Source organism: Bradyrhizobium betae (assembly GCF_004123905.1).
GTDB classification, from domain to species: domain Bacteria; phylum Pseudomonadota; class Alphaproteobacteria; order Rhizobiales; family Xanthobacteraceae; genus Bradyrhizobium; species Bradyrhizobium betae_A.
This window is the reverse complement of record NZ_MZXW01000050.1, coordinates 157,769-178,002: the sequence shown is the minus strand read 5'-3', so window position 1 is coordinate 178,002 and position 20,234 is coordinate 157,769. Positions and strand designations below refer to the sequence as shown.

Below are 20,234 nucleotides of genomic sequence, written 5' to 3'. Positions count from 1 at the left end.
CCAAGACATGAACCGGCTTCGCATCGGGTTGATCGGCCCAGGGGCGATCGGAGAAACGCACGCGCGGGCGATCCACGCACTCGACGAGACCGTCTTGTCCGCGATCGCCGGCGGCACGCCCGAGCAGATCGCAGCCTGCACCAACGGCGAACCCATTCCGGCTTTCCCAACCACTGATGCGATGCTGGCCAATGCCGCGATCGACGCGGTCGTGGTCTGCACCCCGAGCGGCGCCCACCATGACGTCACGCTTGCCGCGATCGAGTCCGGACGGCACGTGCTGGTCGAGAAACCGCTCTGCGTCGATCCCGCCGAGGCGGCGTCCCTGGTCCGCGCCGCCGAGCGCTCGCAGCTGACATGCGGTGTGGTTTCGCAGCGTCGTCTCGAGCCGCAGCATCAGGCGATCAAGAACCTCCTCGACACAGGCCGCCTCGGACAGCCGCGCCTGATCGAGGCGGCGCTTCATTGGTATCGCTCCGACGCGTACTATGCGGAGAAGCCGTGGCGCAGCGAAACGGAGCACGGCGGCGGCTCGCTGTTCAATCAGGGCGTTCACAATCTCGATCTGATGCTTTGGCTGTTCGGAACCGTTGACAGTGTTCAAGGCAAGATGGCGACGCTCGGACACGCGCACGCCGTCGAGGACACGACAGCAGCGCTGCTCTCCTTCGCATCCGGCACGCTCGGCGTGATCGTGACGAGCACGGCGCTGCCGCCGGGGCGGCCAGCCATGCTTCGATTGTTCACGGATCGCGGCAGTTGCGAGCTCGCCAACGACAGCATCGTGCGCTGGGACTTTCCCGGCGTTGCGGAGCCGCCAAGCGCAGCCAGCATAGGAAGTGCCGCCAGCGATCCCAAGGCCATCGGGATCGACGGACATGTCGCGCAATGGCGCGATTTTGTTGGGGCCATCCGGGAGCGACGGCCGACCGCGAGCTCGTTCAGGGATGGGTTCGAAGCCGCCAGACTGGTCGACGCCATCTATCGCTCGGCCGCGGAAGGTCGCGCCATCAGCCCCAGCGAGGTTGCGCCGGAGGTCATTCATGCCGGCTAATGGCTCGCAGACAATCGACATCGCCATCATTGGCGCAGCCCACCCGCATGTCGAATATGTGCTGTCCGAGATTGCGAACCGAACCGACGTCAGGGTCGTGGCGGTTGCCGATCGTGACGCCGCACGACGCGCCGAGCTTGAGCGCCGCACGATGGCGCCCGGCTACGCCGACCCGCGCGCGCTTCTGGATGCGCATCGGATTCAAGCGGCTGCGGTCTTCACCGAATTCGGTCTTCGCGCCCCGATCGTCGCCGAACTGTTACGCCGCGGCATCTTCGCGATCGCCGACAAGCCCATGGTCGTGACCATGGATCAGCTCGCCCTCATCGAGGAGGCGCTCGCCGGGCGCGATCTGCTGACGCTCCTGCTGGAGAAGCGCTTTTATCCTGTTACGCTCGCGCTCCGCTCGATCATCGACAGTGGCGAGCTTGGAGACATCGTATCCATCACCGCAACCGGGCCGCACAAGCTCATCCCAAGCCGTCGTCCAGCATGGATGTTCGAGCCATCGACTTATGGTGGCATTCTCGCCGACCTGACAGTTCACGACATCGATCTCGCGCTTTGGCTCACGGGATACACCAGCGGCACCGTCAGCGGCTGGGTCTCGCCGATCCCGGCTGCCGGCACGACGGACTTTCCCGCGCTGGGGCGCGCCATCCTCGCCTGCGATGGCGGCCCGCAATGCGCGATCGAAGTCGACTGGATCCAGCCCGAAGCATCGCCACGGCATGGCGACTATGCCATGCGGATCTCCGGGACGAAGGGGCGTGCTGACGTTCTCTTCGCGGAAAATCGACTGCTGGTCGAGACCGCGACGAGACCCCGGCGCGAAGTCGGCCTGCCCGCGGGCGCCTCGCCTGCCGGCTTCGCCTTCGATCATCTCGTCCGTGGCGAGGCCTTGCAAATTCCGGCAACGGAGGCCCTGCGAGCCACGCGCATCGCAATCCTTGCTCAGCAGAGCGCGGCAAACGGCGGACAGCCCATGCGATGGGGCGAAAGGTCCCGAGACCAGGAATGCGGGTGACGATGTCGGCCCGGGGAGCGCGGCGGCCAACGACCCCTATTCGCGCGAGATCGCATCGTTATCGTAATGCATCACATCTCGCGTTTCGGTCACGACCCTTAACTGTCGTATCATATCAAACTGTTGCAATTGTGTATTATTCCTCCGCTAGAGAGATAACGTGTCGCCGCGGAGGGGCGGTGCCTGACCCTGGCCGCCGCATTGGTCGAGATCCAGGCCGGTCGAGAGCCCCGCAGAAGAAGCTGTGCCGAGGCTCGTCGGTGCCGACGAACTCACCCTGGCACCGCCAACGAAGCAATCACAGGGATGTTCGCATGCCCGCCGGGTTGCCCGCCGAGGATGTTATCGACGATGGACATGCTGCCGCACAGAACGCGTATCGACTATAACGGCGAGCGAGACCAAGCGTCGAATTCAATGGCGGCCTTGATCGATCAGCTGACCGGACTGGTGCGGCGGCAGTATCGGGTCTTTCTTGCCCTGCCCGCAGCGGCGCTTGCCGTCGGCGTGCTTTACCTTCTTGTCACCGCTCCGCAATACACCGCCATCGCCACACTGCTGATCGACAGCAGCACATTGCGGGTGTTGCAGAACCAGCAGCAGCCGCAGGGGGACATCCCGCTCGATACGCTTCAGGTCGGATCGCAGGTCGAGATCCTCGCGTCGCGAAAGCTCGCGCTTGCCGTCGTCAAGGACCTCAATCTCGCCGACGATCCGGAATTCACCGAACGGAGTGGATGGAATCCGTTCTCGCACCTCTCCTCGGATTCGCAGGGCGACCGCGAGCAAAGAGCGATCGACGCGTTTCTCGCCCGTCGCACCATCACACGCGGCGAGAAGACCTATGCGCTGAACATCTCGTTTACGTCGCGCAGCCCCACGACGGCCGCGAAGATCGCCAACGCGATCGCCGAAGCCTATATCGACGACCAGCTCGGCGCCAAATACCAGACGATCGCCCGCGCGGGCGTATGGCTGCAGGACCGGATCAACGAGCTCAAGTCCAAGGCGACTTCGGCGGATCGTGCCGTCCTGGAATTCAAGGAAAAGAACAACATTGTCGACCTCGGCGGCGCGAGCGTGGCCGCTGGCGTGAGCGCCTCGAGCCGGCTCATCGGCGAACAGCAACTCTTCGAGCTGAACAGCCAGCTCGCGACCGCGCGTGGTGCAACCAGCGAAGCCAAAGCGCGCCTGGACCGCATCGAGCAAGTTCGGGGGATGGACGTCAGCGAGGGCGCCGTTGCCGATACCCTGAAGAACGACGTCATTACGCGGCTGCGCAACCAATATCTCGACCTGTCCGCGCGCGAAGCCAATATCTCGGGAAAATACGGCTCGGATCACGCCGCGGCGGCCAATTTGCGCGACCAGATGGAGGAGACACGCCGTAATATCCGCGCGGAACTCGGACGCATCGCCGGGAGCTACAAGAGCGATTATGAGATCGCCAGGACGCGCGAGGAGAGCCTGGAGCGGGCACTCGCCAATCTGGTCTCGGTGGGACAAACCACCAACCGCGACCGGCTTGGCCTCGCTGAGCTGGAGAGCTCCGCCAGGGTGTATCACACGCTCTTCAACAGTTTCCTGCAGCGTTACATGGAGGCGATCCAGCAGCAGTCGTTTCCGATCACGGACGCGCGCGTGATCAGCCCGGCCGTGGCGCCCTCGCAAAAGAGCAAGCCTGTCACATCATTCGTCCTGGCCATTGCACTGACCATGGGGCTGATCGCCAGCGTCGGGATCGCGGCGCTGCGCGAGGCGATCGACGGCGTGTTCCGCACGGTGCGGCAGACCGAGCAGGAATTGGGCGCCCGCTGTCTTTCGGTGATCCCGCTCGTCACCAACCATGTCCGCCCTGCGCTGGCGCGACCGCCCTCGATCGCCGCAAGCTCCGAGGCTGCCGAGGCCGATCGAGCGGGTGCCACGCCTTCACGACCGACGGAGAGCGTGACCACGGATCGTCACTACAATTTCACCGATCCGTTGAAGCGACGCGCAGTCGACGATCCCATCTCGGTCTTTACCGAGGCGTTTCGCGCCATCAAGGTGAGTGCCTGGCTGCAGTCGTCCATTCGGAACAACAAGGTCATTGGCATTACGTCCACCCTGCCCAATGAAGGCAAGTCGACCATCGCCTCGAACCTTGCGGTGCTGATGGCCGATGCGGGCCGGCGCGTGGTCTTGATCGACGCCGATCTTCGCAACCCTACCCTGGCCCGCTCGCTGACCCCGCGGCCGTCAGCTGGATGGCTGGACGTCCTCGGCGGGAAGGTCGAGCTGGCGCAAGCCATCGGCCGGGAGCCCACGACCGGATTGGCGCTGCTTCCCCTGCTGTTGACGGAGGCCCCGGTGCATTCCGACGAAGTCCTGGCGTCGCAGGGATTTCGGGATCTCCTCGAGAGGCTCCGCCAAAGCTACGACTACGTCATCATCGACCTGCCGCCGATCGCGCCGGTCGTCGATGTCCGGGCCGTCGTCACGGCGATCGATTCCTTCGTATTCGCCGTGGGATGGGGCAGCACCAAAATCAAGGCGGTGCGTCATCACCTGCTGGCGGACCCCGAGCTTCACGATCGCCTGCTCGGCGTGGTCCTGAACAAGGCAGACCTGAAAGTTCTGGAAAGGTTTGAGCAGCCAGGCGTTTATCAGAACGGATATTACATGACTGGCGGTTTTGGGAGGTCGTAACGCTTGGCTATTGTTTGAGCATGATCTGTTCGGAAAACTGCTTCGCACTTTGCGCTAGCGCAGCCCTCCGGGTCCGGATCATGCTCTAGCCGCCGTCGGGATGCCGCAGCCGCATCTCCCGGCGCGAACGCAGCTCCTCTTCGTATTTCAGCTTCTCCAGGAGCATGTCCGTCACGAGACGCCTCAACTGGGCGTTTTCGAGCTCAAGCTGCTTGATCTTGTCCGCGGAGCTGGCGTCGCCGGGAGCGCTCGAGCGTCCCTGGATCTCCTCGCGTACACTATCAGCCGACGACCGCGAGGGCTTGAGCATGTTCTTCCAGCGGTGGTAGGTCATGACGCTGACACCGAGCGCCTTGGAAATCTCGCGCTGGGTCTTGCCTCTGGCCGCAAGTTCGTCGGCCTGAGCTAGCTTGGCCGAAATCTCCTCCGAGGCATGCCTCTTGCCAACCATATGTGTCGTCTCCGGCCCGAATCTTGCCACCTCAGACTTAGTAAGCTTGAATCGTGAACCTTTTCAATAGGCCGGCCGGAAATCCACGCCGCGGATGCCCCATCGGACGAGCTACGCTCGGCAGCGAACTCATGTTACGGGACGATATAAAATAACAATTTAACCCCACGCGATCCGCCAAACGAACCACATGGGTGACTTCAAAACCGCTCTAATGTTAACCATCCCGAGACGCAGAAGCCCCGGCGGCGGTCGCGTCAGTAGGCGTTGCGGGACCGGATCAGCTCGAATGACGTCTTGAATATGATGGAGATATCGAGCATCAGGCTCCAATTATCGATATACCACAGGTCGAGCGCAACTCTTCGCTCCATGAGCTCGAGTTGCGGCGTTCCTCCGCGATAGCCGTGAACCTGGGCCCAACCGGTAATCCCCGGTTTCACGTGATGGCGAAAAGCGTAGTTCGCGATCATGCCGCCATATTCGTAGTCGTGGATCAGGGCGTGCGGGCGTGGCCCGACCATCGACATATGCCCTTGCAACACGTTGAGCAATTGCGGCAACTCATCAATGCTGGTCTGACGCAGCAGGCGCCCGACACGCGTAACACGTGGATCCCGCTTCGTCGCCTGCACCACGGCGCCGCCATCTTCCTGCACCTTCATGGTGCGCAATTTGTAGATCACGAAGGACTTGCCGTTAAAACCGTGCCGGCGCTGCCGGAAGATCACCGGTCCCTTCGACTCGAGCTTGATGACGAACGCCACCACCAGCAGAAGCGGCGTCAAGAGCCCCAGCGCGACAGCCGCGACCGTCACGTCGAGCATCCGCTTGGCCAGCCGATCGAGCGCCGATAGCGGCGTGCGCTGCACCTCGACCATATAGAGACGCTGCGGCATCGCGCTCTGCCGGCGCAGCACCGTCGAGACCGCCCGATCGGGCAGCAGGCGAACCGGAAGCGGGATCACACGCATTTGGCCGAGCAGCAGCTCGATCTCCTGCGGACGCGCCCACGGCAGAGCCAGAACGATTTCCTCCGCCCGGACTTCGCGTATGCGCCTTGTCAGCTCCTCGCGGTTCAGCGCCGAGATCGGCGAGGCGAGGCTAGCGGCGTCGATGCGCGGCAGGCTGATGCGTTCGACCTCGTCCAGGCCGAACCGGGTGAGCAGATCGCCTCTGGCGAACTGCGCCAGCTCGCCCTGGGTGCCGATCACCACGGCGCGGCGGCCGCGGATCGTTTCCGCAACCAATGCCAGGCGAAGGTAATTTCGCCCCAGCCAGCGCGATAGCACGAGGCCGGCGCCGCTGAGAGCGAACAGGCACAGCACCGAGCCGCGCGAGGCATCCTCACCGGACTTGAACAGAAAAAGCACCACCGTCAGGAAAAAGCCCGCAAGGCACCAGCCGGCCAGGACCCGTCCTGCATCACGCTCCTCTTCCAGGAGCTGATCCAGCCGATAGAGCCCGAAAAAATGGGCGGCAATCGTGTAGGCGAGGCTCGCCACCAGGCCCAGCCCGGCGTAAAGGCCGGCGTCACCGGCGTTGCCGCCAAGCGCGTGCTGATAGATTGCGCCGCCCAAAGTCCCCGCCGCGACGATGACCAGGCAATCGACGGCCGCGAACAGCGGCTCGATGAGGCTGAACGGGATGGCGAGACGGGCTCTCGGCCGCCCCTCAAATACCGAGTTCGGTTCACTCGCGTTGATCAGATCCGTCACGGCTCACCTCGCGGGTCGCTCTCTGCCGGTCCCGATATCACATCGATTGCACCATAATTATGATACTTTTACCCACTAGTAACGATAGTACCCGTGTACGACGAAACCACCCGCCTCTGTCATCGAACTGACATGAGGTGACGCAGCCTCTTGCGCTAGCGCGGCGCCGCTTCGCCCTTCGGTTCGAGCAGCCTGGACAGTGCGATCTCATTCACGACAGGCGGCGTCTGCTTGAGCAATTCCGCCACGTAGGCGCGGCGATTGGCCTCGACGCGCTCGGTCCTGATGCGCTGTACCAGCGCATCTCTCACTTCCACGAGCGGCCGCGTGTGCGACGCTTCGGTGTCGACGAGCTTCAGAATGTGCCAGCCGTCCTCGAGCCGGATCGGATCTGCGATGCCCGATTTTGGCAGCCCCGTCACCTGGCTGCGAATTTCGGTGCGCAGGTCCGGCTCGGCCACCCAGCCGATCTCGCCGTCGCGCTCCGCGCTCGCCGCATCATCGGAAGAGCTGCGGGCAAGTGCTGCGAAATCTGCGCCGGGCTGCTTGATCTTCTTGACGATGTCATCGAGCTTCTTGCGTGCCGCCTCTTCCGCGGCTTTGTCGGCGTCCTTCGTAAGCGTGACGACAATCTGGGCCATGCGGAACCGCCGGGGGACCAGAAACGCACTCGCATTGGCCTCGTACACGTTCTTGATGTCGGCCTCAGCAGGATAGTTGTCGGGCGGCGACGTCACCGACTGGAGATAGCTGTCGACGATCAGGCTCTCGCGTGTGCGGGCCAACTGCGCGACGACCGTCGGCTGCTGGTCCCATTTCTTGGCGAGAGCCTCCTTGAGCACGAGGCGGTTGGCAAGGATTGCCCGCACGGTCTGGCTGAGCAGGGCCGGATCGCGTGCCATGGCCGCCTGCTGGCGCGCGTCAAGCAGCGCAATCGTCGCGCGGACCTCTTCGGCCGTAACATCGCTGCCGCCGACGCGGGCCACGATCTCCGTGCCCTTGACGGCCGCACCTTCGTCAGCGACCGGAGCCGCCTGGGCCGGCGCCGCGGCGGCGGGAGCGGCCGGCGCCGCGGGCCGTGCGGGCGTTGCCGGGTTGCGAGATTGGGCCATTGCCGTCGCGCTCGCGCCCACATGCAGCGCGGTGGCGAGCATCGCGATCCCAAGAGCTTGTCTCTTCATGGCCCTGTTCATGGCTTGGCCTTCTGTTCGATGATCTTGTCGCGGAAGTCCTGGGCGGCGTTCTGGTGCTCGACCCGCTTGAATCCAATGACCGGATCGTGGTCGAGGATCTTCTCGAACGGGCTCATCGCCTCATATTGCGCAACGACGTCGTCGGCGATCTTGACGAGGCGGACGTTCTTGGCCTCGCAGGCCTTGCTGCTCGCCTTGAAGGTCGCAGCTTCACTCTCGAATTTGGTGCGCTCGGCATCCTTGGTCCGGGCGACGCTGGCCGCTTCCCCGTAGGCCGCCTTCCATTTCTCGAGCGAGTCGTCACGCTCGGCGATACGTTCGTTGAAATCCTTGACCGCCTGGCGATAGGCCTGCTCCGCTTCCTTGACCTGGGCGCGGTAGCCTTCGTTCTGCTTGCGCAGGCGCTCGCGCTCCTGCTCGGTCGCCGTGAGCTTGGCTTGCAGCGCGGCACGCTGGTCCTCGGCTGCGCGCGCCTGCGCCGTGGCGCTGCGAAGCGCCTCGCGCAAGCGGTCGGATTCCTGGTCCGCGTACGCGGCCGGGGCGATGATCAGGGCCAGCATGGCAACGGATGAAACTCGCAACAGCCGCATCATCAGAACCTCGCATTGAGATCGAGCTGGACGATATCGACCGCGTAAGGCAGGCCGGCGATGTTGTTGGCACTCATCCAGCGCACGGACGCCCAGACGTTCTCGCCGAGCCCGACATTGCCGCCGATGAAATAGCCCTTGAGGTTGGTGCCGCCGAGCCCGAAGTCGGAATCGACGAATGCATCCACCATCGCGTCGGACTCGAGGTATTTGTAACCGACATGCGCATTCCAATCCCAGAGGTGCTTGACCTCCTTGTTGCCGACGGTAAGCCGCGCCAGCCAGCCCTTGTTGCCGCCTTCATACGCACCAGGCGTACCCGTCGCGGTCGGAGCCAGATTGTTGACTGCGTTGGCGGACACCGCGGCCCGGTCGAACGCCGCGTTCCAGATGTACTCGCCATCCAGGATGATGTGGATCGGGTGGAACTGCGCGAGATCGAGCTGGGCGCTCGCGACCACCGGCTGGAATTCGCTCGCCAGGCCGTAATACTGATAGTTCAAGGTGGTGACGGGCGAGGTGACGGTCGGAACATTGCGCAGCCGCATATAGGTGTTGCCCTTCTGCGCGAACGGCGGCCGCAGCAGGTCCGTGTTGCAGGAATCGCTCGCGGTGGCGACCAGGCACGGACTGGAGAGCCTGCCTTGCACGTTGGTGAACTGGTAATACGCAGCCGCCATCGTCAGGGTCGTCTCGGGATCGAACCGCGCGGCGAAGCCGCCCTGCGCGCCGAACAGCCACTTGTCGCGGCTCGCCGACTTGACCGGCCCCGACTGGTCGACGGTGTTGAGGCCCGCGTTAAGATCCGTATTGAAGACGGGAAACGCACCGCCGACGAAGAACGGTGTAATGCCCTCGGCAACTTCATGTCTCGCCTGAATGGCGACACCGTCGAAGCCGAGATCCTTGTACCAGGCAAGGTCGGTGGGCGACCAGAACGGGTTATCGAACCGCCCCACCGAGCCGACGACGTCCTGAACCGGCTGATACTTGACGAAGGCGCGGTCGAGCCAGAGCGCATATTTCGAGAAGTTTCCGCCGTTGGTGCCGAAGCTCTGATTTGTGGACACCGGCGAGCTGTTCTCGCCGGTCGCAATCCTCAGGCCCGCGGTAAATCCTTCGAACAGATCGACGTCGGCGCCAAGCCGGGCCCGGAAGCGGAAGCGATTGCGGTCCTGGGTCGTGTTGTAGGTCGGCGGAAAATACGGATTGATCGCGTTGGCATTGTCTTCGAGGAACGGACTGCCCGTGTTGATCGCATTGAAGTTCTGCAACGGGCCGTTTCCGGGAGGATAGAAGTCTCCCTCATATCGCGTGCGAATATCGCCATAGAACCTGATCCGCTGCGCCCATTCCGGATACATGCCGGGCGAGGCCCAGTTCTCCTTGTGGGCGCGGTCCATCACCTCGGCCCGGATCTCCTCGCGCAGCTGCTTCTTGACGATCTCGGGCACGTAGGTGACGCGCTTGGTGCCGGGGGGCGACGCCGCGTCCGCCGCACTGGTAGCCTTCTTCTCGGCGCCTTCCGCCTTGGCCGTCGCGTCTCGCGTGGCCTGGCGCGCGACATAGGCCTCGTCGTCGGCCTGCTTGACCAGCGTGGCCGCCTGCTCCTCGCTGAGCGTCCCCTGCTTGACGAGAAGATTGATCAGATTGACCGTTGCATTCGACGAGGGCGGCGCGTCGCGCGACACGGTCGGACGCTTGCCCTGCGGCATGCCATCGTCCTGCGCTGCGGCGGGGACCGCGCACGCGATCAGCATCAAAGCCGTCGCGGTCAGCTCTCGCGTCTTCATTTCACGCCACATGACGTCACCTCTTCTCTCAACTCACTCACGTTCACTCGATCTCACCCCGCCCGGCTTCGCGCCGTGATGCGGGTGATGATCGGCATCGGCATGTCCTTTGGCGGCGGCTCGCGCATGCGCATGCCGCCGATCACCTGATCGCGAATGGTCGCGTCGAGCGCGCCGTCGCCGGTCGACGGCGACAGCTGGACGCGGCTGACCTTGCCCGAATTGTCGAGCCAAACCCGGATCACCGCCTGCATCGAGGCGTAACGGGTCTTCTCGTTGGCCTGGAGCGCCGCTTCCATCTGCGACTGCACGATGCTCGCGTACCAGCCGAAGCGGCTGTTGCCGCCGCCTCCGCCACCACCGCGGCCCTTGCCCTGCGCCAGACCACCACTGCCCGGCCCGTTGCCGAGACCGAGATCCGGCGGACCCGGCGTCGGATCCGGACCAGAGTCCGGCGGCGCGTCCTTGGGGATATCGACCGGCTTCTCCTCGACGACATCCTTGACCGGCGTCTGCTCCATCACCTTCTGCTCGGGCTGCTGTTCCGGTTGCTGCTCGGGCGGAGGCGGCGGTGGGGGCGGAGGCGGCGGCGGTGGAAGCACCATCGTCACCTGAAGCTCGTTGACCTTGCGCGGCGGATTCTTGTCGCCGCTCATCACCATGACCACGATTCCGACCGTCAACGCGATCACGACCAGCGCGGAGCCGCCGAGCAGCAGCCAGCGCCGCCATGCCGGCGTGCCGTCCTCGTCGTTGCTGCTGTCGTCCCACGCCATGGTCCCGTCTCATCGCGCCGAAGGCTTGGTCGCCATGCCGACCTGGGTGAAGTTGAGGCGGCCGAGCAGATCGAGCACGTCGACGACGTTCTGGTACGGCGTCTGGCTGTCGCCGCGCACGACGATCGGAAACTCCGGCGTCAGCGCGCGCTGCTGCACCAGCCGCTGCTCGAGCTCGGGCAGCGTCACCGGAATGGTGTCGAGGAACAGCTTGCCGTCATTGGCGACCGTGATCGCCTTGGTGGTTTGCTGCGCGAGGCTCGGCGCCGCGCTTGCCTTCGGCAGGTTCACCTTCATGCCCTGCACGGTCGCCGTGGTCATGATGATGAAGATCACCAGCAGCACGTAGGCGAGATCGAGCATCGGGGTGATGTTGATGTCGTCGTACGGCTTGCTTTCGGACTGGACTTGCATCGGTCTACTCCGCCGCCTGCTTCACCGGCTCTTCCGGAAGCTCGTAGGATTCCGCGATCCGCGTGATGAACTCGTCGACGAAGACCTGCATCTCGCTCGAGACGTCCTTGATGCGGATCGTCAGATAATTGTAGGCAAACAGCGAGGGGATCGCGACGCCGAGACCTGCGACGGTCGCGACCAGCGCGGCCGCGATGCCCGGTGCGATCGCATTGACGTTGACGTCGCCGCTGGCCGCGATCGCCGCGAAGGTGATCATGACGCCGACGACGGTGCCGAGCAGGCCGAGGAACGGACCGCCGGAGATCGCGATGGTGAGCATCACCATCAACCGGTTGAGGCGCTGGCTCTCCCGCACGAAGCCGCTGTCGAGCACGGCGCGGATCGACTGGATCGCCTGCGGCGACAGCCGGCGGTAACCGCCGCCTGCGAAGCGCCGCCGGATTTCCTGCGCGCCGGCTGCGAACAGCCGATAGAGCGGCGCGGCATGCACCGACTTGCGCTGCTTCTTGCCGAGCTCGCCGCCGAAGCTCGGATCGTTTTCCTGATTGTCGAGCTGAAGCAGGCCGCCGATGTCGGTCGAGGTCTCGCGGAAATGCTTGAGGAAGATCTCATTGCCGGCAGAGACTCGATTCAGATACGAGATCCGATCGACCATGACGTACCAGCTGATGACCGCCATGATCCCGAGCAGGCCGATGACGACCCAGCCGTCGAGCGTCACCGAGCGCAGGATCACGCCGAAATAGCCGCCGCTGAACCAGCCCGCATTCTCTTCATCGACGCTGAACGCGATCAGCTTGGCCTGGTCGGGGCCCTGCCCGATCGCACCGAGCTTGATGAAGCCGGCGGGGCGCGCGACCTTGGCGATGTGGAATTCGTCGATGTCACCGGCGAAGCCGACAGCAGCGCTCGCCGGCGCTGCCTGAGCCGCATCGGCGGCAGGCGCGGCGGCATCCGCTGCCGGAGCCGCCGCAGATGCGGCACGGCCGAGCTGCGCGACGCCGGTCATGGTGGGCAAGCCAGCGGCGAGCGTCGCAGCCTGATTGCCGTCGACGTAGAGAATGATCTGGGCGCCCTTCGCCGCAAAGGCGATCTGATGCCATGTGCCGGCCGCAATCGCCGCGCCACCGGCGCCGCGCTGCGTGTTGCCGCCGTTCGTGACTTCCACGAAGGCCACGCCGTTATCCAATCCGACCGTGAGCCCGTTCGCGCCTTCGGTGCGCGAAAACAGCACGGCGCCGGGCTGCAGCGCAGTCATCTTGACCCAGAGCGACCAGGTGAGCTCGCCGTTCTCGGCGACCACCAGCGAAGGCGAGCCGGGAAGCGTAAGCGCGGTTTGGCCGTCGAGGCGCGCACCCTGGCCGATGATGGCGCCGTCCGCGCCCGGCACCGCGTTCTGCGCAATGTTCGCCCAGGCCGTGACGTCCTGCGCCGGGGTCGAGCGATCGTTGAAATGATAGACCAGCAGCGTATCGGGATCGTAGGTGCCCTTGGCATCGACCGCGGTCGGCGCCTTCTGGTTTCCGTAGTAGAGCCAGATGTCGTTCTTGGCGCCCGGCTTCAGGTCGGGAACGCCGACCCAGACCAGCGCCTCGCCGAGCAGCGAGTCGTATTTCTCGACATGGTGCTTCAGCGGCGTCTTGTCGTCGGCGGAGACGAAGCGAAGGTCGCCGCCATCCTCCTTGGCCGCGCCGAAGCGGAAATTGCCGACATGGAGGCGGACCAGCACCGGTGTTGCACCGATGGCATCGCTGATGCCGGCACCCGACGGCCCGGTGTCGATGGTGATCTTCTTGCGCAGCGTCCACTGCTCGTTCCACCACGCCGACGCCGGGCTCGGCCACAGCACCGCGAGGAACAACAGAGCGAGCATCACCGGCGCGCTCAAGCGAAATCGGGGATGTGATCCAAAACGAAGGAGCGACATCTAGAATTCTCCCCAGAGCCGAAAGCCGAACCGCGGATGATTGGCGACCGTGACCTGCTGGTTGGTCAGGGGTACGCCGACGAATACGATGCTGTTGAAGTAGCGAAGTGTCTTCATCCGCATCCCGACGCCGTAGCTCGCAAGATCGAAATGCGATTGCTGGTCGACCAGGGGATCGTGGATGCGCGCGTGTCCGCCATCGGCGAATGCAAAGAACCGCCAGTCGTCGAACGCGTTGTACTTGATGGGATCGCCGGTCGGGTTCGGCAGGTTCTGCACCATGTAGGGCGCAAGGTTCGGGCTGCGGAACTCGAGCGTCCCTGCCACGCCATAGTCGCCGAGCACCTCGGATTCCAGATAGCCCCGCACCGAATCCTGTCCGCCGAGGCTCAACTGTTCGCTGGACACCAGCGGTTGATCGGCGGCCTGTCCCTGCAGCTTGGCGTAAAGCTGGAAGCCTTCTGCCAGATCCTGGGTGTGCGATATGTCGGCATTGAGGTGAACGAAGCTGGCCGTGGCCTTGTAGCGCTTTGCGTCGAACTCTTCCGGACTGCTGCCGATGCCCCGCAAGCCGGTCGTGACGACGGCGTTGAGCTGCGTCAGCCTTCCCTCGGCCTGCCAGCTCGCGCCATAGCTCGCGACGAGCGGCGCGTAGGTCACCGGAGAATCGAAGGCATCGCTACCAAGCTTCAGCGACTGCTTGAAGTCCTTGTAGTCGATGCCGAGCGACAACGTATGGAAGAGCTCGCCCTTGCCGGGCAAGGTCAACACCGCGCGACCGCCGATCACCTGACCGGGACCGACGACATTCGCGCCGCCAACGGTCGCAACCGAGCTGTCCGACTTCAGGCCGTAGACGAGCACGCTGAGCCAGTCGATGTCCGTCCGGGCCAGATACGAGCCGGAGATCACCATCGCGTCCTTCGGATTCATCGGCGCCCACTGGAAGCTCCACGTCATCGAGTGGCCGAGCTGCCATAGATTGTCGTAGCGGAGAGACACGCTGGATCGTAGCGCCGTGGTGCTGGGACTCTGCCGGTTGTTGAGCTCGGCACTGCCGTGAAGCGGAAGCGTATCCTCGACGTTGAGATCGACATCGACGGTCCCGGGCGTGACGCCGGCCCGCAGTGCCGGCGTCACGCGACGGTCCGGCCAACGGTTGAGCGACACGATATCCTTCGTCACCGCCTGGAAGTTCGGCAGGCTTCCTTCCCTCAGCGAAGGCGCGTTGCTCTTGATGGTCGCGAGATCGAAATAGCGCGAGCCCCTGACGCGCAGGCGTCCGACGCGATTTTCGCCGACCTTGAGCACGACGAAGCCGCGTTGCGCATCCTGCTGCGGGACCGAGACACCGACGGTCTGAAGGCCCTTGTCATGATAGGCCTTCTCGACGGCGGCGCGTGCCTTCTCGACATCCTGCGCGGTCCTGTTGGGCCCGAGAAAGGGGTACACCGCGGCCTCGATCTCGATCTGCGGCAAACTGTCCGCCCCCTCGACGCGAAATTCGTCGATATCGAAGTGCGCCTCCGGGGCCGCCGGCTTGGCAGCGTCCGCCGCACCCTTCGCGGCTTCACCCTTATCCGACGCACCCTTGGCCGGCTTCGCGCTTGCCGGCGCGGCGGCAACGGACTTTGCGTTCGGTTTGGCGGTATCGGCCTCGGATTTCGCAGCAGCCGGTTTCGTACAGATCGCGCAGATGATCAGGCCGCAAAAAGCGAGGCGCGACGCGCAGGCGGCGTGAGCCCTGCCGCCGCGCAACGCGCGCAACAGAAGCGGCGCACGGCGACGCGCACCGTTATGATACAGACCACGCGAATTCACCTCGGCCTCGATATCATTCTCGCATTGCGACCCGCTCGCATACGGTTCGCAGTGTTGTTCGGGCAGCCCGAACCGACCGAACGCGCGGTCTGGCGGGCCTTATCCGGTAGACGTCGCGCGCAAACCCGCAGCGAAAAACTTTTCCTGATGCGCCCGCCATCGACGTGGTGATTCCGCGCAACATAACGCGACTAACATTCACCGCCTGTTATTCACTAACAATTCGTCACATTATCGTTGTGCGGCCTAACTACCGTCCCGCCGTCAAATGGGGACTGAGTGAAGTGGGGCATAGCATGACCATCGACAGCATCAGCAGCTTGCGGACTCTTCTGCTGGCAGAGTATGTCGACTTCGATCGAAGGTTGACGCGCCGCCTGGGCTCGCCGGACCTCGCTTCAGAAGCCCTCAACGAAACCTATCTTCGCCTGGAAGGCATGCGCGAGCTCGGCCCGGTGCGCAGCCCGAAGGCCTATCTGTTCCGCATCGCGCTCAACATCGCCGCCGACCGCCGTCGCGCCGAGAAGCGCCGCCTCACCTCCGACGAGGTCGATGCCCTTCTCGACATTCCCGACGACCGGCCGGATGCCGCGCGCGTGATCGAGGATCGATCCGAGGTCAATCTGCTTCGGCACGCGATCGCCGAGCTCCCCGAGCGCCGCCGGCGCGTGCTGATGCTCTCGCGTATCGACGGCGTGCCGAACCGCGAGATCGCGGCTCTTCTGGGTGTCACGGTTCGCACCGTCGAGACGGATCTCAAGCAGGCGATCGAACATTGTGCCGAGCGTCTCAAGCGCCCGGCGCGCGACAAATTCGGTTTTCAGCGTCCCGCATCGTCTTACGTACACAGATATGTCGATCGGGGCTCGTCGCTCGTGACCGACGTGTGCGGGAAAGCGCTGGACCGTGACGAAGCGAAGCCATCAGATCGATCACTTAGATCCCTTAATCCGTGACGCATTGTCGTGGGTGATACTCCTCAAGTCCGGTGAGGCGACGCTCGATGACGCGGAGCAATTGATGGACTGGCGCGCCCGGAGCTCCGCCCACGAAGAAGCGTTTCGTGATGCGGTAAGATGCTGGCGCTCGATCGGCGCCGCGCTTGCGGGGAGCCGCGCCGCCCCGGCGCCCCGCCAGCGGCGCAAGTCCAAGAGCAAGCCGCGCGCATGACGGACAGAGACGGAAGCGGCAGTGCGAGCTGCCTTAACGTGGTCAGGGCAGAACCTTCCGCTCGCTCAGCGATCGCAGGCGCGTATTGAGCGCAGCGAAATTGATCGTGGCACCGCCAGAGAGAGCCCGGCTTTGCCCGCGCGGGCTGCCTGAGGGCCGCCCAAACACCGGTTGCGGAACCGTGCCTGTGACAGGCACACCATTCGCCGACAGATGCGCGCGAACACGCATGCAATAATCGACCGACAGGAACGAGAACCGCGTTTCGCCGTGTCCGGCGCGATATTTCATCGTGGCGGTGCAGAGATCGCCGCCGGCGCGGCGCCAGGCCCCTGCAAGATATTGAGCACCGTAGTGAACGTTGACGGCCGGCGCCGCCAGTTCCGCCGGTGTGCCTGTGAAGCCCAGCATCCGGGCGGTCGGCAGCATCACCTGCATCAGTCCGACTTCGCCATCGAAACCAACCGCTGCCGAATTGTACCGGCTCTCCACGGCCATCACTGCATCGACCAGGGCCGGCGGGAGGCCGAACGCAAATGCTTCTCGCTCCACAAGCACCCGATATTCGGCGCGGCCGGCGCGCCAGTCGCGGCCGAAGATGGCGCCCGTGTGCGGAGCATAGCTGCCGGAAAAGAGATTTGTGGGCGGAAGATCGCCGGCCGTCAGTGGCCTTGGCGCGAACCGTTCCAGTTGCAGGGGCTGTGGTCCCTCCGGATCGGCGTCATCGGGCGAAGAGACGATGGCGCTGGTTTCGATCTTGCCACCCTCGTCATCGGGTTGCGCGGCCACGCCACTGCCCGGCAGGACCAACAGGCACAACGCTGCCGAAATAACCAGTTGCCGCGCGGCGGAGCGGACCTGGCTCGACGGATTTGAGGAGACCGGCATCAGCGACGCGGCAGGACGTAGGCGGGAACGGGCGGGCGATAGGGAATGGCTGAGCGACCGTAGTTGGAGCCATATTGCTGCCGAACGGCGGCCTCGTTCACGTTGCCAACGCGGACGTCGGGCGATCGGGCATCGATCGGCGGCAGGTTGATCGAGGGGTTGACCTTGTCGACCTCGCGCCTGAGTTTCTGATTGAGACAGCCAAACGCGCCCTCGTTTCCGATCTGCACATCGACGCAGCGTTCGAAGCTGTTGGTCTGCTGGCCGCCGCCGATGATCGTCCCCTGGCGCTCCGCGGGCGGCGTCAGGATCGGTCCGGGGCCGGGAGATTGGGCTGCGGCAGATGCTACGGTCGTAAGCAGCCCAAGGGCTCCGCCAACATATCCGAACCAAGGCAAAGCGCGGCTCATGGCCTGTTCCCCTGCTCGACGGCGCGCTCCGGCAACAGATCCGAAGCGAACGTTAACATAATTCGATACGGCCGGACTCGCTTCCCCACGATGAGTAACATTTGCGAGCGAGCCGTCAAGCCACCACGATACTCCCGTCTCCATCATCGCAGCACCTCGCACGCTCACGGCCCGCTGGTGGTGATGGTGGTCGTCGAGGTCGTCGTTCCTGGGAAGCGGATATTGTTGACGAGGGTCGTGCCGCTCTGGGCGGTGACGAGCGTGGTGTTGATGAAGTTCAGGACTTTCGTGACATCGACCTGAGGCGCGTTGGAGGCGTAGAGCACGTCGAACGGGCGCATCGACATCTTGGTGGCGATGAAATAGCCGGCCGGATCCTGGAGGTTGACGTTGAACACGATCGGCACGGAATCGCCGTCGAATTTCGAGCAGTCGACGCCGAGCCGCTGCGCCACATCGCGCGGCTCGCGGCGGTAGAGGAAGACGGAGGCGGGATCGGCCTGGATATCGAGCAGGCCTCGCGCCTTCGCCACGGCTTGTGTCAGATTGATACGCCAGGCGTCGAAGTTGAATTCGCCCTGCTGGCCAGTGGCGCCGAACGCGATGAATTTCATCGGCTCGCGGTAGAGATAGATGCGATCGCCGGGCTGCACGAAGACGTTGCTGTTGGGAAAATAGACGAGGTTGCCGAACGGCACCGTCGCGCGCTTGCCGGCACGCTCGAGCACGACCCAGGTCTCCCAGCCGGCGCCACTGATGCCCCCTGCCCGCGTAATCGCATCGGTGATGCGATCCTGCGCACCCGCCGACGGCATCGGGAAGCGTACCGGCGTGCGGACTTCGCCGAACACGCTGACGAGCGACGAGCGCTGCTGGCTGGACGTGACCACGACCTGCGGATCGATCGCGCGCTTCTTGATCTGCGCGAGGATGTCGTCCTGGACCTGCACGTTGGTGCGGCCCGCGGCGCGGATCCGCCCCGCATAGGGCACCGTGATGTTGCCGTCATTGTCGACGGCCTGATCCGGCAGGTTGACGAAATTGCCGGGACGCACGCCCGCCTCCAGCGGCACGTAAAGTCCGCCAGCGGAGGCCTCGAAGATGGTGACGCTGATGATGTCACCGATGCCGAACTTGATGCTCGAGGGCGGACGCGTGTCCGTGAGAAATCCCGGCAAACCGTTGGGCTCGAATTTCTCGAGCATCTCGACCACTTCGGGATTGAGCTTGACAACCGCGAACGGCAACGCCGTCGTGTTTTCGTTCCTGATGTCGAGGCTCGCCGGTCCCGACATCGGAATGAAGCCGCAGCCGCCGAGGAGTGCAGAACTGATCAGACAACATGCGATCTTCAGAAAACTTCTCAACCGCATGACCGCTCATTCGCACCGAGTTCAAACATGTCCCGACGGGCGACGCGCAAGCGCGCCGGCACGCTTCTCGCGCGACGGCGCGAGTTGACATGCAATTCCTGCTGAATAGACGTCGCTCATGCGGCGACAGCGAAAACGCTACTTGCGATGCGGTGAACAGCGAGCCGGCTCGCACGACGGCGACCGGCGGCACAGGCGGCACATGATGCCGCCCGCACGCGCCTCGTCGGGTCAATGGGCTCAGTTCAGCCGCGCCTGCTCGTCGGCCGTCACAGCTCAAGCTGTGCAGGTTGCGCAAACCTGTGGAACGCTCGCGCAGGACGCCGGAAGGATGGCGGGTCGTCAATTCGAGGACAGAAGCTCGCGCAGGCGCACGATCTCGATTTGCGTCTCTGTCACCATGCGCATCAGAAGCGCATTCTCGTGTTCAAGATGCCCGATACGACGAAGCCGGCTGTTTTCGTCCTGCTTCAGGCCCAAATCGTACACATTCACGTTCGCCTTTGGCAACGCGGACTCAAGACATTCGAGCTCGGTTGAATTCATCGCACGCATTTCCAATCCCCAAAAGCGCATTTCAAAAAAACAGGCGAGCTCCTGCGTCGCACTACATTGGCCCCCGCCAATGATATTCTTGTAGGTTTGTTTCTTATCGTTGCTGTGACCGATCCTAAACAAAAAGTCAGAATTGCGGATTGAAGGTGAATATTAAGTGGCCGGAGCGTGCTGGCGTGCGCGAGATCCGGCCAAGACAAGCGGAATCGGCGATGCTTCTCGGCCGCGATACGCCAATTGCCTGCGCCGCCGGCATTTGCAGGGTCCCATCGAGCCGGAAACCGCGCCTCTAGCCGGCGATCTGCCGACAATGTACCAACGCATGGCTGAGTGCGTCCCCGTAGCGAGGCCTCATTCCGTCATGACAAGCTGACATTTTGTCG

General features: G+C 64.0%; 18 protein-coding genes. 5 read left to right on the top strand and 13 right to left on the bottom strand.

What is annotated here, in order from left to right; genetic code table 11:
• Positions 1-7 precede the first annotated feature (7 nt).
• From B5V03_RS33365 to B5V03_RS33355, 3 genes are all read left to right on the top strand, one after another.
• Complete coding sequence (locus B5V03_RS33365) at positions 8-1,054, top strand: Gfo/Idh/MocA family protein (protein ID WP_129274623.1); 1,047 nt, start codon at positions 8-10, stop codon at positions 1,052-1,054.
• A complete protein-coding gene (locus tag B5V03_RS33360; protein ID WP_129274622.1) occupies positions 1,044-2,081 on the top strand; it encodes a Gfo/Idh/MocA family protein in 1,038 nt (345 codons plus the stop codon). Before B5V03_RS33365 ends, B5V03_RS33360 begins: the two co-directional genes overlap by 11 nt.
• A 201-nt stretch (positions 2,082-2,282) precedes the next feature.
• Positions 2,283-4,769 carry a polysaccharide biosynthesis tyrosine autokinase gene (locus B5V03_RS33355; RefSeq protein ID WP_206736223.1) on the top strand — a complete coding sequence of 829 codons (2,487 nt, stop codon included), beginning with the start codon at positions 2,283-2,285 and terminating at the stop codon, positions 4,767-4,769.
• Positions 4,770-4,854: 85 nt separating this feature from the next.
• Here B5V03_RS33355 and B5V03_RS33350 read toward each other — a convergent pair whose 3' ends face one another.
• The 9 genes from B5V03_RS33350 to B5V03_RS33310 all read right to left on the bottom strand — a co-directional run bounded on the left by B5V03_RS33350 (position 4,855) and on the right by B5V03_RS33310 (position 15,455).
• Complete coding sequence (locus tag B5V03_RS33350) at positions 4,855-5,220, bottom strand: helix-turn-helix domain-containing protein (RefSeq protein ID WP_129274621.1); 366 nt, start codon at positions 5,218-5,220, stop codon at positions 4,855-4,857.
• 257 nt (positions 5,221-5,477) lie between these two features.
• Positions 5,478-6,938, bottom strand: coding sequence for an undecaprenyl-phosphate glucose phosphotransferase (locus B5V03_RS33345; RefSeq protein WP_129274620.1), 1,461 nt, complete (start codon positions 6,936-6,938; stop codon positions 5,478-5,480).
• Between the two features lie 155 nt (positions 6,939-7,093).
• Positions 7,094-8,119 carry a peptidylprolyl isomerase gene (locus B5V03_RS33340; RefSeq protein WP_245502419.1) on the bottom strand — a complete coding sequence of 342 codons (1,026 nt, stop codon included), beginning with the start codon at positions 8,117-8,119 and terminating at the stop codon, positions 7,094-7,096.
• Between the two features lie 8 nt (positions 8,120-8,127).
• Positions 8,128-8,721 carry a hypothetical protein gene (locus tag B5V03_RS33335; protein ID WP_129274938.1) on the bottom strand — a complete coding sequence of 198 codons (594 nt, stop codon included), beginning with the start codon at positions 8,719-8,721 and terminating at the stop codon, positions 8,128-8,130.
• Between the two features lie 2 nt (positions 8,722-8,723).
• The gene (locus B5V03_RS33330) at positions 8,724-10,526 is read right to left on the bottom strand and encodes a putative porin (protein ID WP_129274619.1); all 1,803 of its coding nucleotides are present in this window, start codon (positions 10,524-10,526) and stop codon (positions 8,724-8,726) included.
• 41 nt (positions 10,527-10,567) lie between these two features.
• A complete protein-coding gene (locus tag B5V03_RS33325) occupies positions 10,568-11,290 on the bottom strand; it encodes an energy transducer TonB family protein (protein WP_129274618.1) in 723 nt (240 codons plus the stop codon).
• 9 nt (positions 11,291-11,299) lie between these two features.
• A complete protein-coding gene (locus B5V03_RS33320) occupies positions 11,300-11,704 on the bottom strand; it encodes an ExbD/TolR family protein (protein WP_129274617.1) in 405 nt (134 codons plus the stop codon).
• 4 nt (positions 11,705-11,708) lie between these two features.
• Positions 11,709-13,634 carry a DUF2341 domain-containing protein gene (locus B5V03_RS33315; protein WP_129274616.1) on the bottom strand — a complete coding sequence of 642 codons (1,926 nt, stop codon included), beginning with the start codon at positions 13,632-13,634 and terminating at the stop codon, positions 11,709-11,711.
• Positions 13,635-15,455, bottom strand: coding sequence for a ShlB/FhaC/HecB family hemolysin secretion/activation protein (locus B5V03_RS33310; protein ID WP_245502418.1), 1,821 nt, complete (start codon positions 15,453-15,455; stop codon positions 13,635-13,637). It abuts the gene before it with no gap.
• Positions 15,456-15,619: 164 nt separating this feature from the next.
• Here B5V03_RS33310 and B5V03_RS33305 point away from each other — a divergent pair, with 164 nt between their 5' ends.
• Both B5V03_RS33305 and B5V03_RS33300 read left to right on the top strand, forming a co-directional pair.
• Positions 15,620-16,411 (top strand): RNA polymerase sigma factor, encoded by a 792-nt coding sequence (locus tag B5V03_RS33305; protein ID WP_206736222.1) that lies wholly within the window; start codon positions 15,620-15,622, stop codon positions 16,409-16,411.
• Positions 16,362-16,625, top strand: coding sequence for a FecR/PupR family sigma factor regulator (locus tag B5V03_RS33300; RefSeq protein WP_206736221.1), 264 nt, complete (start codon positions 16,362-16,364; stop codon positions 16,623-16,625). Before B5V03_RS33305 ends, B5V03_RS33300 begins: the two co-directional genes overlap by 50 nt.
• Positions 16,626-16,667: 42 nt before the next feature.
• On the opposite strand, the gene B5V03_RS33295 is transcribed toward B5V03_RS33300, so the two are convergent.
• The 4 genes from B5V03_RS33295 to B5V03_RS33280 form a co-directional block, all read right to left on the bottom strand.
• On the bottom strand, positions 16,668-17,513 hold the full coding sequence (locus B5V03_RS33295) for a lytic transglycosylase domain-containing protein (protein WP_129274615.1): 846 nt from the start codon (positions 17,511-17,513) through the stop codon (positions 16,668-16,670).
• Complete coding sequence (locus B5V03_RS42600; RefSeq protein WP_245502417.1) at positions 17,513-17,923, bottom strand: hypothetical protein; 411 nt, start codon at positions 17,921-17,923, stop codon at positions 17,513-17,515. Before B5V03_RS42600 ends, B5V03_RS33295 begins: the two co-directional genes overlap by 1 nt.
• Positions 17,924-18,087: 164 nt before the next feature.
• Entirely contained in the window at positions 18,088-19,296 is a 1,209-nt protein-coding gene (locus B5V03_RS33285; RefSeq protein ID WP_245502416.1) for a polysaccharide biosynthesis/export family protein, read from the bottom strand.
• A 342-nt stretch (positions 19,297-19,638) separates the two neighbouring features.
• On the bottom strand, positions 19,639-19,851 hold the full coding sequence (locus B5V03_RS33280) for a hypothetical protein (RefSeq protein WP_129274614.1): 213 nt from the start codon (positions 19,849-19,851) through the stop codon (positions 19,639-19,641).
• Positions 19,852-20,234: the final 383 nt, after the last annotated feature.